Source organism: Streptomyces sp. NPDC058796, from assembly GCF_042745235.1.
In the GTDB taxonomy this organism is placed as follows: domain Bacteria; phylum Actinomycetota; class Actinomycetes; order Streptomycetales; family Streptomycetaceae; genus Streptomyces.
The window spans coordinates 72,142-85,489 of the sequence record NZ_JBHYOP010000013.1; the positions used below are offsets into that span (position 1 = coordinate 72,142).

General features: G+C 72.8%; 13 protein-coding genes and 1 pseudogene. 8 read left to right on the forward strand and 6 right to left on the reverse strand.

What is annotated here, in order from left to right:
- Nucleotides 1-13: 13 nt before the first annotated feature.
- Complete coding sequence (locus ACFW47_RS29180) at nucleotides 14-469, forward strand: pyridoxamine 5'-phosphate oxidase family protein (RefSeq protein ID WP_386286410.1); 456 nt, start codon at nucleotides 14-16, stop codon at nucleotides 467-469.
- Nucleotides 470-475: 6 nt separating this feature from the next.
- On the opposite strand, the pseudogene ACFW47_RS29185 reads toward ACFW47_RS29180, so the two are convergent.
- From ACFW47_RS29185 to ACFW47_RS29200, 4 genes and pseudogenes are all read right to left on the reverse strand, one after another.
- Nucleotides 476-1,080, reverse strand: a pseudogene (locus ACFW47_RS29185) (aldo/keto reductase).
- Nucleotides 1,081-1,164: 84 nt separating this feature from the next.
- Nucleotides 1,165-2,055: a glycoside hydrolase family 19 protein gene (locus ACFW47_RS29190; protein ID WP_386286411.1), complete on the reverse strand. Its 891-nt coding sequence runs from the start codon at nucleotides 2,053-2,055 to the stop codon at nucleotides 1,165-1,167.
- Between the two features lie 217 nt (nucleotides 2,056-2,272).
- Nucleotides 2,273-3,595, reverse strand: coding sequence for an aldehyde dehydrogenase family protein (locus tag ACFW47_RS29195; protein WP_386307585.1), 1,323 nt, complete (start codon nucleotides 3,593-3,595; stop codon nucleotides 2,273-2,275).
- A 113-nt stretch (nucleotides 3,596-3,708) separates the two neighbouring features.
- The gene (locus ACFW47_RS29200; protein WP_272590025.1) at nucleotides 3,709-3,876 is read right to left on the reverse strand and encodes a hypothetical protein; all 168 of its coding nucleotides are present in this window, start codon (nucleotides 3,874-3,876) and stop codon (nucleotides 3,709-3,711) included.
- 205 nt (nucleotides 3,877-4,081) lie between these two features.
- On the opposite strand from ACFW47_RS29200, the gene ACFW47_RS29205 reads away from it, so the two are divergent.
- Both ACFW47_RS29205 and ACFW47_RS29210 read left to right on the forward strand, forming a co-directional pair.
- The gene (locus ACFW47_RS29205; RefSeq protein ID WP_386286413.1) at nucleotides 4,082-4,522 is read left to right on the forward strand and encodes an SPW repeat protein; all 441 of its coding nucleotides are present in this window, start codon (nucleotides 4,082-4,084) and stop codon (nucleotides 4,520-4,522) included.
- Between the two features lie 139 nt (nucleotides 4,523-4,661).
- Entirely contained in the window at nucleotides 4,662-4,931 is a 270-nt protein-coding gene (locus ACFW47_RS29210; protein ID WP_386286414.1) for a GlsB/YeaQ/YmgE family stress response membrane protein, read from the forward strand.
- A 30-nt stretch (nucleotides 4,932-4,961) separates the two neighbouring features.
- On the opposite strand, the gene ACFW47_RS29215 is transcribed toward ACFW47_RS29210, so the two are convergent.
- Nucleotides 4,962-5,921: an NAD-dependent epimerase/dehydratase family protein gene (locus tag ACFW47_RS29215; protein ID WP_386307586.1), complete on the reverse strand. Its 960-nt coding sequence runs from the start codon at nucleotides 5,919-5,921 to the stop codon at nucleotides 4,962-4,964.
- Between the two features lie 159 nt (nucleotides 5,922-6,080).
- Between ACFW47_RS29215 and ACFW47_RS29220 the strand changes: the two genes are divergently transcribed.
- Nucleotides 6,081-6,566: a nucleoside deaminase gene (locus ACFW47_RS29220; protein ID WP_386307588.1), complete on the forward strand. Its 486-nt coding sequence runs from the start codon at nucleotides 6,081-6,083 to the stop codon at nucleotides 6,564-6,566.
- 325 nt (nucleotides 6,567-6,891) lie between these two features.
- Here ACFW47_RS29220 and ACFW47_RS29225 read toward each other — a convergent pair whose 3' ends face one another.
- Nucleotides 6,892-7,596 (reverse strand): chaplin, encoded by a 705-nt coding sequence (locus ACFW47_RS29225; RefSeq protein ID WP_386286417.1) that lies wholly within the window; start codon nucleotides 7,594-7,596, stop codon nucleotides 6,892-6,894.
- Nucleotides 7,597-7,855: 259 nt separating this feature from the next.
- On the opposite strand from ACFW47_RS29225, the gene ACFW47_RS29230 reads away from it, so the two are divergent.
- The 4 genes from ACFW47_RS29230 (at nucleotide 7,856) to ACFW47_RS29245 (ending at nucleotide 13,343) form a co-directional block, all read left to right on the forward strand.
- Nucleotides 7,856-9,466 (forward strand): alpha/beta hydrolase, encoded by a 1,611-nt coding sequence (locus ACFW47_RS29230; RefSeq protein WP_386286418.1) that lies wholly within the window; start codon nucleotides 7,856-7,858, stop codon nucleotides 9,464-9,466.
- A 50-nt stretch (nucleotides 9,467-9,516) separates the two neighbouring features.
- Nucleotides 9,517-10,611 carry a chemotaxis protein gene (locus tag ACFW47_RS29235; protein ID WP_386307590.1) on the forward strand — a complete coding sequence of 365 codons (1,095 nt, stop codon included), beginning with the start codon at nucleotides 9,517-9,519 and terminating at the stop codon, nucleotides 10,609-10,611.
- A gap of 113 nt (nucleotides 10,612-10,724) precedes the next feature.
- Complete coding sequence (locus ACFW47_RS29240) at nucleotides 10,725-11,744, forward strand: Gfo/Idh/MocA family protein (RefSeq protein ID WP_386286420.1); 1,020 nt, start codon at nucleotides 10,725-10,727, stop codon at nucleotides 11,742-11,744.
- Nucleotides 11,745-12,017: 273 nt separating this feature from the next.
- Nucleotides 12,018-13,343: a PAS domain-containing protein gene (locus tag ACFW47_RS29245; protein WP_386307592.1), complete on the forward strand. Its 1,326-nt coding sequence runs from the start codon at nucleotides 12,018-12,020 to the stop codon at nucleotides 13,341-13,343.
- Nucleotides 13,344-13,348 lie beyond the last annotated feature (5 nt).

The following is a 13,348-nucleotide window of genomic DNA, read 5'->3' on the forward strand; positions in this document are numbered from 1 at the left end:
TACCGTCACGGACATGAAGATCACCGCACCGCCGCGCGCCCCCGGGCAGCGTCGGCAGGACGTACTCGACCGGCTGGAAGGCGAACTGGACATCTGGGTGGCCACGGCGGACGCCGACGGCGTGCCGTGCATGGTCCCGCTGTGGTTCGTGTGGCACGAGGAGTCGGTCTGGCTGTGCACACGGCTCACCAACCCGACCGGCCGCAACCTGCACGGCGGCGGCCGGGTCCGGCTGGCGTTCGGGCACACCCGGGACGTCGTGCTGATCGACGGTGAGGCGGAGACGTTCGGCCTGCGGGAGGCACCCTCTGCGGCGGACGCGTTCGCCGCGAAGACCGGCTGGGACCCGCGCGGGGACAGCGCCTCGTACGCCTGGTTCCGGGTGCGCCCGCGCGCGGTCCAGGCGTGGCACGAGGAGCGCGAGCTGATGGGGCGGCACATCATGCGGGAGGGCGTCTGGACCGTGTAGGGAGCGTCAGCCCTTCCTGGCACCGTCCAGCCGTGCCGGTTCCCCGTCGCTGAGCCGGAGGGCTCCCGCGGCGAGGTGCGCGGGACTCGCGCCGTGCGCCCGGGCGACCCCGCGGCCATCCTCCTCGGGGGGCCGGCACCCTGCGGACCGGCCTCGCCCGCGAGGGCGCGGAACGGCGATGCCCTGTTCACGGCACAGGGCGAGGAGTTGGTCGGTGGCGTGGTCGTGGAAGCCGAGGCCGTACCGGTTCTGCACGCAGATCGCGGACGCGTTGGCCTGCGCCTCGGCTCCGCGCCGGAGGCGCCGAGGCGGCGGATCAGGCCCGCCGCGCGCAGTGCGGCGAGGGCACCGAAGTGGTCGGCGATCCAGTCCTGCCGCTTGCGGCGCAGGTGGGCGACGTCGAGGCGGTCGCGGCCGAGCTGACGCGGGTTCTCCTCGACGTGGGCGCGCAGGTCCTCGGCACGGGCGGAAGCGCCCCGCTCCCCCGGCCGCTGCCGGAACGGCCCGCCCTTGACCGCGATCACCAGGTCGTCGGCGTACGGTGCCGGCGCGCTGTGGGGGGCGCCGCCCGTCCGCCGCATCGTGCCGAGGCCGACGCGGCGGACGGGCAGGTCGCCGAGGCGTCAGGTGCCGGAGGACTCCGCGGTGATCTCTTCCGAGGTCATCGGCGGAGTGTCGCACGCACCCGGCGCGGGTCAGCAGTACAGATTGCCGCCCGGCGAGACACCGAGGATCTGGCTGAACTGCTGGTACTTGCTGACGCGGCTCTGGACCTGCGCGGGGTTCTTGCCGTCGCACTCCAGGGAGCCGTTGATGGAGCGGATCGTCTGGCCGAAGCCGGCGCCGTTCACCATGGCGTTGTGCCCGGTCATGCTGCCCGGTCCGGACTGTGTGTTCCAGTACCACAGGGCGGTCTTCCAGGCGACGGCCGAGTCGTTCTGCACCAGCCAGGGGTTGTTCAGCAGGTCGATGCCCAGGGCGTCGCCCGCCGCCTTGTAGTTGAAGTTCCAGCTGAGCTGGATGGGACCGCGCCCGTAGTACGCGGCCTGGCCGGCCGGGCAGCCGTAGGGCTGGTTCCAGTCGCAGTAGTGAGGGTAGTTGGCGGTGTTCTGCTCGACGATATGCACCAGTCCGCCGGTCTCGTGGCTGACGTTGGCGAGGAAGGCGGCGGCCTCCTGCTTCTTCACCGTGTCGCTGCCGGTGTTGGCGAAGCCGGGATAGGCGCTGAGGGCTGCGGTGAGGCCGCTGTAGCTGTAGAACGAGTTCCTGCCCGGGAACATCTGGTTGAACTGCGCCTCGGTCACCACGAAGTTGCCGACCGGCGTCTCGGAGCCGCCGTCGCAGGCGTAAGGCTCCCAGTACCAGGTGCTGATCAGCGGGTCGTAGCCCGGGTTGGCGTGCTCGGCGATGTACGCCTTGCCGTCCGTGTAGCGGACGATGTCGCCGGCATTGTAGTTCGCACCGGCCGACCAGGCGGGGTAACTGGAACAGGAGGCGGCGGACGCCTCGGTGGCGGGCAGGAAGGCGGGGACGGCTCCCGCGAGGGCGAGTGCGGTGACCACGGCGGATATACGGCGCCTCGACACGGACTTCCTCCTTCGGCGGAGCACGGCCGCTCCCGTACCAGGGAAGGGAGAAGCGGAGCCCTGGGCGCGCGCCGGCGGACCGGCCACGGCGTCGGGGGCGGCCGTGGTGGGGGGTGTTGGAGGCACACTCAACCGTGTTGGTCTGTACCAGTCAAGGGTGTAGACCAGTTCAACCCGGCCGGTTCCGGGCCGGGTTGAACGCGAGTCGTCGGGCCGGTCAGCCCAGCGGCTTCTTCAGGACCGCCTTGCGGTGGCTGAAGGTCTCGATGGAGTACCGCCCGTGGTAGCTGCCCGTGCCGCTCTCCCCCACACCGCCGAACGGCAGGTCGGAGACGGTGAGATGGGCCAGCGGCAGCCCGTGGCCGAGGCCGCCGGAGGAGGTCTCGGCGGCGAACCGCTCGCGCGTCTCGTCGGACTCGCTGAAGACGTAGAGGGCCAGCGGCTTGTCGCGGTCGTTGACGAAATCGATCGCCTCGTCGAGCCCGGACACGGTGACGATCGGCAGGACCGGGCCGAAGATCTCCTCCCGCATCACCGGCGCGTCGGGCGCGACGTCGGCGAGTACGGTCGGCGCGATGTACTTCCGCGAGCGGTCGCTGCCGCCGCCGACGACCACCCGACCCGAGTCCAGCAGGCCGGACAGCCGGTCGAAGTGACGCTCGTTGACGATCCGCGCGTACTCCGAGGACCGCGCCGGGTCGCTCCCGTACAGCGCCTCGACGGCACGGACCAGCGCCGGCTCCAGGGCGGCGGCGGTCTCGGGGTCGGTCAGCACGTAGTCGGGGGCCACACAGGTCTGGCCCGCGTTGAGGAACTTGCCGGCGGCCAGCCGTGCGGCGACGGTGCCGAGATCGGCGTCGCGGTCGACGAACGCCGGGGACTTGCCGCCGAGTTCGAGGGTGACCGGGGTGAGGTGCTCGGCGGCGGCGCGCATGACGATGCGGCCGACCGTGCCGTTGCCGGTGTAGAAGATGCGGTCGAAGCGCTCGGCGAGCAGGGCCGTGGTCTCCGGGACGCCGCCCTCGACGACGGTCACCGCGTCGGTGTCCAGGTACCGCGGCAGCAGGCGGGCCAGTGCGGCGGAGGTCGCCGGGGCCAGCTCGCTGGGCTTGGCGACCACCGCGTTGCCGGCGGCCAGCGCGCCGACGACCGGGGCGAGCAGCAACTGGGCCGGGTAGTTCCAGGGCGCGATGACGAGGACGACGCCGAGGGGGTCGTACTGCGTCCAGGCGGTGGCGTCGGCGCCGAGGTGGGCCGGGACCGGGGCGGGCTCGGCGCGCAGCCAGTCGGCCAGGTGGTCGAGGGTGTGGTCGATCTCGCGGACGGTGAAGCCGGTCTCCGTGCGCTGGGCCTCGGCGGCGCTCTTGCCGAGGTCGGTGTGGAGGGCCGCCTCCAGGTCCGGGCCGTTCTCCGTGAGCAGGGCGCGCAGCCGGCGCAGCTGGCCGGTGCGCCACTCGACGGGCTTCGTACGGCCGGTGCGGAAGGTGGCACGCAGCCGGGCGACGGCGTCGGCGGGCTGCTCGGGGGCGGGGTGGTTCACGGGTGCCTCGCTGGCGGTGGAAGACGTTGACAGTATGGATGTAGTTGCCAACATTTCAGGTACCGAAATACATTCCCGTGCCGCACCCACGCGATTCCGTCACCGGGACGCGTTCACTTCTCCTCGCGGCCCGGCACGACCACCAGGAAGGCGTCCGACTTCAGGTCCATGACGACGGTCGCGGGCTCGCCCTGGGCACGCCGGCGCGCGGCGTACTCCTCCGCCGGCCACGACCCGCGCGGGGAACCCGCGGGAAACCGTTCCAACACCTTCGCACCCATGGCGGCGGCCACCTCCGCTGTCGCTGTGTCCCGGAGCCTCTCGACGCTCGCCTGCCCGCGATCCGCGTGGACATGTCCAGCCCGCGCACCGCCCCATCCGCGGACCGCTCCCCGACTACACATAAGGGAAAAATAAGAGCAGAATGGACGCGTGCGGCGCTACCGAAACCGCACCGACGGCCCGGTCAGTCGAAGGAGACGAATCATGGCCAACGTCTCGCACTCCCGAGGTGACATCTCCAGTCACCCCGACGCCCCGGAAATGCAGGAGCGTTACGCACGCATGCTCGGCGGCCGCGATGTGGCACTCGTGGACGGGCCGGTGTTCCTGCTCGGCCTGTACTGCGCCGTGTCCCCGTGGATAGTCCACTTCACCACCAGTCAGCCCGCACTCGTGGCCCACAACCTGATCATAGGAATCGCCATCGGCCTGCTGGCCCTGGGGTTCACCCGCGCTCCGGAACGCATGTACGGCCTCAGCGGTGCGATGTGCGCGATGGGGATCTGGATGATCATCTCGCCGTGGATCGTCGGCACCGACCCGGACGCCGGCGTCATCTGGAACAACATCATCATCGGCGCTCTGACCCTGGCCCTGGGGACGGTGTGCGCCGCCACGGCGGCGAAGAGCATGCGCAGGCCCTGAACACGAGGGAGGAACACCGAGGGCCGGCCCGCGGGAGCGGGCCGGCCCTCGCACGCCCCTGCCGACCGGTCCCGCGGACTAGTCGCGCCCGCAACGGGCACACGCCCTACTGCGGGGGTCTTGACATGAAGGGGCGGAGATGGAAATCGGCGGCATCATCAGTGCCATCATCATCGGCATCGTCATCGGCGTGCTGGGCCGGCTCGTGGTCCCGGGCCGTCAGCGCATCGGGATCCTCTGGACGATCCTCGTCGGCATCGTGGCCGCGCTGATCGGATCGTGGGTCGCGGCGGCCTTCGGCGTGGCCGACACGGACGGCGTCGACTGGGTCGAGTGGCTCATCCAGATCGGTCTCGCCGCGCTCGGCGTGGCCGCGCTGGACCGGTCGAGGGCCCGCACCCGGCGCTGAGCGAGCGGGCCACCTGCCTCCGGGCCGCCGTCACCGGCCGGCGAGCCACTCCTCGTACCAGCTCACGGTGGCGTCCACGGTGTCCGTGAGCGGCGTGGGAGCCGTGCCGAAGGTCCGCTCGAAGGCGGTGGAGTCCATGATCTGCGGCTCCGTGTGCTGGTAGAACATCTCCGCGTACTCGGCCATGAACAGTTCGTCGAACGGGCCGAAGGGGCGGGGTTCGGACAGCACCACGACGTTCAACGGCCGGCCCACACGCTTCTCGATCATCATGTGGATCTCACGCGTACTGACGGCGGGCACGGTGGGCAGGTGCCACACGCGGCCGTCGCCCTCGGGCCGCTCACCGAGCGTGGCGAGGCCGGCCGCGACGTCCCGGATGTCGGTGTAGCTGTGCCGCAGACCGATGTCGCCGAGGCCCAGCACCTCGCCTCCCGTCAGGGCGCCCGGGAAGACGGCGGCACCGAGGGACGAGTTGAGCACTCCGGGACCGACGAAGTCGGCGCTGCGGCCGAGGGCGACGCGGGCCCGCCCGGTCCGGTGCGCGGACAGATAGCGCTCGTCGAGCTCGGCGCGCATCCGGCCCTTGCGGCTGGTCGCCAGCCAGGGGCTGCCCTCGGTCATCACCGCTCCCCCGGTCTCGCCGTACGGGTAGAGGGTGTCGAGCACGACGAGCCGGGCCCCGGTCACCTCGACGGCGGCGAGGACGGCCTCCTGGACGCGCGGCATCACCTCGGTCTGGAGGTGATAGCCGACATTGACGCAGTGGTGCACCACGGCGGCTTCCCCTATCGCGGCCCGCGCCCCCTCGGCCGTGCTCACGTCGGCGGCGAACCGCTCGACGCCCTCGATCGCGGGACCCTCGCCCTTCCGGTCGACGAGCCGGACGCGGTGGCCCCGGCGCACGAGCTCACGGGCGAGTTCGGTGCCGGCGGGTCCCGAACCGAGGACGGTGTGCGGGGTGTGCGACTGCGGTGTGGCGGCGGACATGGCGGTCCCCTTCTCTCGGCTTCTCCGGTATGTCTGCGAGAGCGGACCGCAAGAGGCGGTAGCTCTTGTTAGAGACTGTAACTCTAGCGATCGGCCGTAGCAAGAGAAGGCCGGCATAGGCTGCCCGTGAGGATCACATCGCCGAGGAGGGCCGGGCCCATGGTTGTGAAGGACGCCGAACTGCCGTACCTGCGTCGCTGCGTGGAGCTGGCGGCGGAGGCGCTGGCGGCGGGTGACGAGCCGTTCGGGTCGGTACTGGTCGGCGGGGACGGCGAGCTACTGGCCGAGGACCGCAACCACGTGGCCTCCGGCGACCGCACCCGCCACCCCGAGTTCGAGCTGGCGCGCTGGTCCGCCGCCCACCTCACCCCCGAGGAGCGGGCCGCGGCCACGGTGTACACGTCCGGCGAGCACTGCCCGATGTGCGCCGCCGCCCACGCGTGGGTCGGCCTGGGGCGCATCGTGTACGTCGCCTCGTCGGAGCAGCTCGGGGGCTGGCTGACCGAGCTGGGCGTCCCCGCACCACCGGTGCGGACGTTGGCGGTGCGGGAGGTGGCGCCCGGGGTGGCGGTGGACGGCCCGGTACCGGAACTGACCGAGGAGGTCCACGCGCTGCACCGCCGGTTCCACACGGGACGGGCCTGAGCGGCGGCGGAAGCTCAGGGGCCGTCGGGGCCCGGCGCGCGGGCCCCGGCCCAGGTGTCCTGCTCCAGTCGGGTGCGCCGCCAGGGCGTCGGCTCGCCGTCCGGCCGGGACCCGTGGCCCCAGTCGGCTCCCTTGCCGGTTCTGTGGCGCCCCGCCGGTTCCCGGCTTCCTCGGTCGGCCCCGGGCGTCGGGCCCCGGCCGGTGGCTCGCTGTCCCGCCGGGGTGTGCCGTTCCGTGGGGCCGCGTTCGGCGCACACGGGTCCGGCGGGAGCGGGGCGCCCCGACGGCCGCGTGTGCGGGCCCCGGGACGGCCGGCCGCCGTGTGTCAGGTTCGGGCGTCCGGCCGGAACCGCCGGTAGAGGACGACGCCGCCCAGCACGAGCGCGGCACCGCCCGCGAGGGCGGGCACGGTCTGGTCCGCACCGGTGTGGGCCAGGGACACCGACCCCTGCGACGGGGCCGCGACGTGCGGGGACGGCTTCGGCTGGGCGCGCTCCTCCTCGGGCGCCGACGGCTCGGGCTCCGGCCGCGCGGGGGGCTCGGCGGGCTCGGACTCGTCACCGGGACCGTTCGTCGATTCGTTGCCGACGGCCGGGTTGCCGATGCCGACGACGTTGACGCTGTTGCCGCTGACGTTCACCGGGAGGTGTACCGGCAGCTGGACGCCGTTGCCGGAGAGCACGCCCGGGGAGTCCTGCGCACCGCCCTCGGCGGCCGCGCCTCCCGACGCGCCGGTCCCCTCGGAGGGTTCCTTGCCCTTGTCCGCCGTACCGTCCGCCCCGGTGTTGGCGCAGCTGTTGCCCGCGGCCGGGTTGAGGAGCCCCACCACGTTCACCGTGTTGCCGCACACGTTCACCGGGACGTCCACCGGGAGCTGGACGGTGTTGCCCGAGATCAGCCCCGGCGAGCCTGCCGCGGAGCCGTCCGCGGCGGCGCCGTCGGACGCGAACGCGGCGTACGCCGGCATCGTCACGGCCAGCGCCCCGGAGGCCGCGACGGCGAGCACACCGTTTCGGGTAACCCTTCTCATGAGTTTCCCTGCCTTCCAGACTTGGTCACGGGCACTCACCCGCACCGGTTAAACCGCGGACGCACCATCCGAGTTATGGCTCATAGGCCTTTCACCCCATCGAGTGACCGTTTTGTCGAACTGGCGGCAAAGCGCCGTAGGCCCGCGGTGGCGCCCCGAACGGGCGGCTCCGCCGCCCGGAGGCGAGCCGTCCGGGGCCCGCTTATGGTGAGCGAGGGCGCCGAGCACCGGTCCGCGACGGGGCGCCCGGGAGGCATCGATGCTGGCCAAGCTGGAGTCCCGGACCTCGGTCCGGCACTGCGCGGTCACCGGCGCGCTCGGGCTGGCCCTGCTGGTCGCGGGGCTGCCCGCCGCGACCGCGGGGGACACCGGGCCGGACCTGTCCCGGTTCTACGACCAGAAGGTCAAGTGGTCGGCGTGCGAGGACATGGAGGCGCCGGAGGACCTGCAGTGCGGGAAGGTCACCGTCCCGCTCGACTACGACCGGCCCAAGGGCGGGACGCTCGACCTCGCCCTCGCCCGCTACCGGGCGACCGGCGACAAGCGCGGCTCGGTGCTGCTCAACTTCGGCGGGCCCGGTGGCTCCGGCGTCGACGAACTCGTCGGCGGCGGCAAGGACTTCATGCACCTGACCAACGGCTATGACGTGGTCGCCTTCGACCCCCGCGGCGTCGGCCGGTCCTCACCGGTCACCTGCGGCCCGGCCACCGTCGACATCATCGAGGCGACGGACGGGGACGAGAAGATCACCGATCCGCGGGACGTGCTGCGGCGGCTGCGGGACGCGGCGGCCGAGTGCGCGAAGCACTCCGGCCCGGTGCTTCCCCACATAGGCACGGTCGAAGCCGCGCGTGACATGGACGTGATGCGCCAGGCGCTCGGCGACGACCGGCTCAACTACCTCGGCTTCTCCTACGGCACCCGGCTGGGCGCGGTCTACGCCGCCAGGTTCCCGGACAAGGTCGGGCGGATGGTCCTGGACGGCGTGGACACCCTGACGGAACCGCTGACCGAGCAGGGACTGGCCGGAGCGCGAGGGCAGCAGACGGCGCTGGAGAACTTCCTCGACTGGTGCGTGGAGGACATCGCCTGTCCGTTCGGGCAGGACGCGCGGCAGGCCCGGCGCCTGGTCGAGCAGGTCATCGCGTCGCTCGACTCGGACCCGGTACCGACGGCCTTCGGTGAGCCGTTCTCCGGTCAGGACCTGGTGGGCGCCATGGGTCAGGCCCTCTACAGCAAGGAGCTGTGGCCGTCGCTGGAGCGGGCGCTCGCACAGTTGATGGAGGGCGGCGACACCAGCGGCCTGCAGGCTTTCGTGTCCGGCGGCGTGACCTTCCCGGTCCGTGGGCGGGCGCGTGCCGGGAACGGGGAGAAGGCCGGTGCCGGCCTCACCGACCCGGAGGACGTCCCGATGGACAACCTGCCGGCCGCCCTGATGGCGATCAACTGCGCGGACGACCCCGACCGGCCCTCCGCCGGCCAGGTCGCCGAGTCGCTGGGCCGGCTGCGCGCCCGGTACGAGGAGGCCTCGCCGGTCTTCGGCCGCTACCGGCTCACCCAGGTACTGATGTGCCACGGCCGCCCCAAGGGCACCGACTACATCCGTGAGGACGTGAAGGACCTCGACACCGCGAAGATGCTCCTCGTCGGCACCCGGGGGGACCCGGCCACTCCCTACCGCTGGACCGAGGAGACCGCGGAGCGGCTCGGGCCCTCGGCCGTGGTCCTCGACAACAAGGGCGAGGGGCACACGGGCTACGCGTCCTCCGAGTGCGTCCACCGCAAGGTCGACGACTTCCTGCTGTACGGATCCCTGCCGCCCGACGGCAGCTCCTGCGGCGGCGAGGCCTCCCGCGGCCGGGACGAATGAGATGGATTGCTCCGAATGCCCGACACGTCCGTCCGGCATATCGTGCTGACATGGAGCACGATCTGAGTCCCGCCGCCCTCGCCGAACTGCGGCGACCCCGTCCCTACCCGGCCGTGTCCGTGCTGACGCCGACGCACCGCCGCGAGCCGGACAACGCCGGCGACCCCGTCCGGCTGCGCAACGCCGTCGCCGAGGCCAAGAAACAGTTGCAGGACGACCCGGCGGTGACCCGTGAGCGTCGCATGGAGGTCTCCCGGGAACTCGACCGCGCCCTGGCGGAGGTCGACCTGTCGCACACCGAGGACGGCCTGGCGATCTTCGCCGCGCCGGGTGAGCACCAGGTCTGGACCCTCGCCCGTTCCGTCCCGGAGCGTGTCGTCCTCTCGGACACCTTCCTGACCCGCAACCTCGTCGCCGCGCAGGCCGCCGAGCGGCCGTTCTGGGTGCTGTCGGTCGCCGCCGACCGGGTCACTCTGTGGAGCGGCGGGGCGGGAAGGGTCGTCGAGGACCGCACCGGCGGCTTCCCCATGGACCGCCCGCCGCTGGACTTCGACCCCGAACGCATGGAACGGATCGGCGACTCGCCGAGCACCTTCCGGGACGAGACCACCCGCCGGTTCCTGCGCGACGCCGACACCGAGATGGGCCGGGTCCTGCGCGCGCACCCCCGGCCGCTGTACGTCACCGGCCCGCAGCCCGCGCTGTCCGTGCTGGAGGAGACCGGGAACACCGTGCGGGACGCGGTGCTCGTACCGCACGGGGGCCTGGCGCACGGCACGGCCGACGCCGTGTGGCAGGCGGTGGCGCCCGTCCTCGACGACGAGGCGCGTGGCTCCGTCGAGGCCGTCGCCAGGGAACTGGACGCCGCCCGGGGGCGCAAGGACTTCGCGGCCGGCGTCGACGAGCTGTGGGAGAGCGCGCACACCGGCCGGGTCCGGCTGCTGGCCGTCGAGGAGAACTTCAAGGTGACGATGCGCGAGGACGGCGAACACCTGCTCCCGGCGTACGACGGCGACCTCGACGCCCGCGAGGACATCGTGGACGAGATCGTCGAGCAGTGCCTGGAGACCGGCGCCGAGGTCCGCTTCGTCCCCGACGGGGCGCTCGGCGAGGCGGAGGGCATCGCGGGCGTACTGCGGTACTGACGCCGGCGCCGCGTCCGGCGGTCCGCCCCCCTTGACGACCGTGAAACCCTGTTCGCGGTACACGTACCCGCCCTCCGCGGGTGCGCCGCGGACGGGGAAGGAGCCGGCGGAGCGTGAGCGAACTTCTGGGTGTGGCGGTGCTGGGCGCGGGACACATGGGCGCCGACCACGTACGGCGCCTCGACCGGGTGGTGAGCGGCGCCAGGGTCGCCGCCGTCGTGGACCCCGACGCCGAACGGGCCAAGGCGGTCGCCGCCGGGATCGGCGGGGTCGTCGTGCACACGGACGTGGAGGCCGCGCTGGACGCGCCGGGTGTGGAGGCCGTGCTGATCGCCTCACCCGGCGAGGCGCACGAGGAGGCTCTGCTGGCCGCCTTCGCGAGAGGGCTGCCGGTGCTGTGCGAGAAGCCGATGGTGCCGGACTCCGCGGGCGCGCTGCGCGTGGTGGAGGCGGAGGCGCGACTGGGCCGCAGGCTGGCGCAGATCGGGTTCATGCGGCGCTACGACGCGGAGTACCGGCAGCTGAAGTCGCTGCTGGACGACGGGCGGCTGGGCCGGCCGCTGATGCTGCACTGCGTCCACCGCAACGTGTCCTCCCCGCCGCACTTCACCTCCGACATGCTGGTCACCAGTTCCGTCTCGCACGAGATCGACGCGGCCCGCTGGCTGCTCGGGCAGGAGCTGACCGCGGTGAGCGTCCTGAGGCCGCGTCCGTCGGCGGGGGCGCCCGAGGGGCTGCTCGACCCCCAGTTGGTGCTCTTCGAGACCGAGGGGGGCGCCCTGGTCGACGTGGAGATCTTCGTCAACTGCGGCTTCGGCTACGAGGTCCGGTGCGAGGCCGTCTGCGAGGCGGGCAGCGCCCGGATCGGGGACGCGCGCACCATGGTGGTGACGGCGGCGGGCGGTGCCCGTGAGGAAGTGCCGCAGGACTACCTCGTGCGGTTCGCGGACGCCTACGACCGCGAGGTGCGGGACTGGGTCGACGCCACCCGGCGGGGACGGGTCACCGGCCCGAGCGCCTGGGACGGGTACGCGGCGTCCGCGGTCGCCGAAGCGGGCGTACGGGCGCTGGAGAAGGGGGCGCGCACGCCCGTCGGTCTGGCGCCTCGGCCCGCACTGTACGACGCGCCGTAGAACAGAGGTCCGCCGAACACCCGGGCGACGACTCCGGCGAGCGCGCACACCCGTCAAGTCCCGTAGGAAGCCTACGACTTGACGACGAGGGCGCGTACGCCCTCCGGGCGCCGAAGTCACTCCGGGAAGACTGTGGCATATGCCGGAAGCACCACCGTATCGTGTCTTGCCGAATCCCTTACGGGGCCCCGCGGGCTGTGCCACAGTCGTAGCGGCCCTTCCGCCGGCCTCGGTCCCGCCCTGGTTCGTACCGTCTGCACATCGGAGTGCGTCATGTCGTCCCATCTCTCCGCGGACCACCCAGCCGCCCAGCCACCGGGACGCGGCTCGGTCGAGGCGCTCATATCGCAGGCGCGGCGGCTCAAGGGCGACGTGGACGCCGTACGGCGGGACAGTCAGGGCGACGGAACGGACCCGCGAGGACGCTGGCAGCGCGCTCTGTACGACCTGGCACTGCACCAGCTCAGCGACCTCGACGAGCACTTGGCGCAGTTGCGGGACGGCCCGGCCCCCGCACCGCGCCCGGGTTCGCTGCTCAGCAGGGTCGGCAGCGCGGAGTGGAACCTGCTGACGGACGAGGCCGAGTGGTCCGGGGAGCTCTTCCGGATCCTCGGCCGCGACCCCGCCGCCCTCCCCCTCAGCCTCGACGAGTTCCCGTCCCTGGTCCTCACCGAGGACCGGCCGAAACTGACCGCGATGGTCACGGGCTGCCTCGTCGACGGCCGGCCCATCGACGGGGAGTTCCGCGTCGTGCGCCCCGACGGCACCGTACGGACCGTGCACATGATGGGCGAGCCCGTGCTCGACGCCGACGGCAGCACCGCCTCGATGTGGGCGGTACTGCGGGACGTCAGCGAACTGCGCCGCAGCCAGCGGGCCGTGAGCGAGACCCGTGACTCGTTCCGGCACCGTCCGCCGGCCGCGGACACCGGGCAAGGGGCCGCGGTCGAACCGCGGGAAGCCGTGCCGCCGCCCTGGCACGGCCTCCTGCGGTTCCCGGACCAGGGACGGCCGGGCCTGGACCTGGCGGCCGGGTACCTGCCCGCCGCGGCCGACACGCCCCGGTGCGGCGTCTGGTACGACGCCTGTCCGCTCGCCGGTGACGAAACCCTGCTGAGCGCCGGCGAACTCCCCTGCTCCGACGCCGACCAGGCACAGGGTCCGGCGATGGTGATCGGCGCGCTGCGCGGCCTGGCGACGGCGGGCGTCCGGCCCGCCGGACTTCCGGACCGGCTCGCCCGGTCGCTGCGGTCCACCGCTCTGCCGCCCGTGCGCGGCGCCGTGTACTGCGGCTACCGGCCCGACAGCCGCACCCTGACGTGGGCGCACGCCGACGGCCCCGCCCCGCTGCTGTTCCGCGACGGGACGGGGTGCGCGCCGGCCTGGCAGGCCGAGACCACCCTTGAAGCCGGTGACCTGTTGCTGCTGCACACCGGCGGACTCGTCCCGGCGGGTCGGCGACGCCTCCTCGCCCTGGCCCCCCGGCTGACCGGAGCCCACTCGGCGCAGGACGTCCTGCACATCGTGTCGGAGGAGATCGGCCAGTCCCTGCACCGGGAGGACGCCTGCGTGCTGGTGGCCCGGGTGGCGCCGAAGTAGGAGCG

What these genes read in the sequence shown, in the direction of transcription:
- ACFW47_RS29235 (WP_386307590.1), top strand. Translation starts at nt 9,517, where the DNA reads ATGGAGCACGATCTGAGTCCCGCCGCCCTCGCCGAACTGCGGCGACCC.
- ACFW47_RS29200 (WP_272590025.1), bottom strand. Translation starts at nt 3,876, where the DNA reads ATGGGTGCGAAGGTGTTGGAACGGTTTCCCGCGGGTTCCCCGCGCGGG.
- ACFW47_RS29205 (WP_386286413.1), top strand. Translation starts at nt 4,082, where the DNA reads ATGGCCAACGTCTCGCACTCCCGAGGTGACATCTCCAGTCACCCCGAC.
- ACFW47_RS29220 (WP_386307588.1), top strand. Translation starts at nt 6,081, where the DNA reads ATGGTTGTGAAGGACGCCGAACTGCCGTACCTGCGTCGCTGCGTGGAG.
- ACFW47_RS29180 (WP_386286410.1), top strand. Translation starts at nt 14, where the DNA reads ATGAAGATCACCGCACCGCCGCGCGCCCCCGGGCAGCGTCGGCAGGAC.
- ACFW47_RS29210 (WP_386286414.1), top strand. Translation starts at nt 4,662, where the DNA reads ATGGAAATCGGCGGCATCATCAGTGCCATCATCATCGGCATCGTCATC.
- ACFW47_RS29215 (WP_386307586.1), bottom strand. Translation starts at nt 5,921, where the DNA reads ATGTCCGCCGCCACACCGCAGTCGCACACCCCGCACACCGTCCTCGGT.
- ACFW47_RS29245 (WP_386307592.1), top strand. Translation starts at nt 12,018, where the DNA reads ATGTCGTCCCATCTCTCCGCGGACCACCCAGCCGCCCAGCCACCGGGA.
- ACFW47_RS29230 (WP_386286418.1), top strand. Translation starts at nt 7,856, where the DNA reads ATGCTGGCCAAGCTGGAGTCCCGGACCTCGGTCCGGCACTGCGCGGTC.
- ACFW47_RS29225 (WP_386286417.1), bottom strand. Translation starts at nt 7,596, where the DNA reads ATGAGAAGGGTTACCCGAAACGGTGTGCTCGCCGTCGCGGCCTCCGGG.